Consider the following 1,119-nt stretch of genomic DNA (forward strand, 5'->3'; position numbering starts at 1 on the left):
ACCGCCGCAGTCAAACTCGATTCATTAGATGTCGCGCTGCCAAGCACCGACTCTCAGGCCGTTGCAGAGGTCGATAAGCAGTCGATTACCGTTAATATCCTCAAGGATGAGCCTTATTGGGCGATCAACGGACAAACGTACATCGATTGGGAAAACTTCACTCTCGCGCTGCTAGAAGAGAGTAAATCAACCGATAAACCTATTGTGATTGGTGCAGAAAAAACGGCCAATATTCAATCACTTGTTCAGCTTCTTGGCTTTTTGCAAGAAAACGGAATTCAGGCGACTCAATTGCTCACTGAAGAGTCGCCATAACAAGAACATAAAACTGAGAACATTTTCATGAAGAACACATTATCACCAGTGCGCACAGCGTTGACTGCTGCCGCTCTGTTACTTGCAAGCACGAACCTTTTTGCCAACAACGCCCCAACCTCAGAACGGGTCGTCAGTGCAGGCAGCGCCGTTACCGAACTATTACTTGCGCTCGATGCGAAAGACAGCTTGGTCGCCGTTGATGTAACCAGTTCTTTGCCGCAAGGCATGGAGTTACCCGACGTTGGGTATCATCGCCGACTTTCAGCAGAGGGGTTGTTGGCACTGAGCCCAACCAAGTTAATTGGCTCTGATGAGATGGGCCCAACAACCACCTTAAATCAACTAAAGTCGGCAGGTGTGGATGTCGAGATAGTCAATACAGAAGCCAACGTTGACGGGCTTTTGCATCGTATCGATCAGATTGCGACTATCATGAACCGTGAGTCTCAAGCAACAAACTTGAAGCAAGAGGTAAAAACGCAAGTCGAATCTTTGCAAGCGAATCAGCCTGCACCTTCTGCTAAAAAGAAAGTGCTGTTTTTGCTTATTCACGAAGGTCGCCCAGCCAATGTTGCAGGCTTGGATACCACGCCAGACGCCATCATCGCGTTAGCAGGCGGTGATAATCCTGCGGCGAAAAAACTGACCTCTTACAAACCACTGTCAACCGAAGCGATGGTAGAGATGCAACCCGATGTCATTTTAGTTAGTGGCCGCAGCTATGAGACCATGGGCGGTGCAGACGCCATTTTAAAGGCGATGCCGTTACTTGCAGCAACACCAGCAGGCCAGACAAAGAAC

General features: G+C 48.9%; 2 protein-coding genes. Both read left to right on the forward strand.

The annotated features are described in order from the left end of the window. Positions 1–315, forward strand: a 315-nt coding sequence (locus R7E00_RS24670) for a biopolymer transporter ExbD (protein ID WP_318124843.1), incomplete at its 5' end; no start/stop codon positions are given. 27 nt (positions 316–342) lie between these two features. Then, a partial coding sequence (locus R7E00_RS24675) for a hemin ABC transporter substrate-binding protein (protein WP_318124844.1) occupies positions 343–1,119 on the forward strand: 777 nt, incomplete at its 3' end.

The organism is Vibrio sp. Vb1755 (assembly GCF_033338635.1).
In the GTDB taxonomy this organism is placed as follows: Bacteria; Pseudomonadota; Gammaproteobacteria; order Enterobacterales; family Vibrionaceae; genus Vibrio; species Vibrio alginolyticus.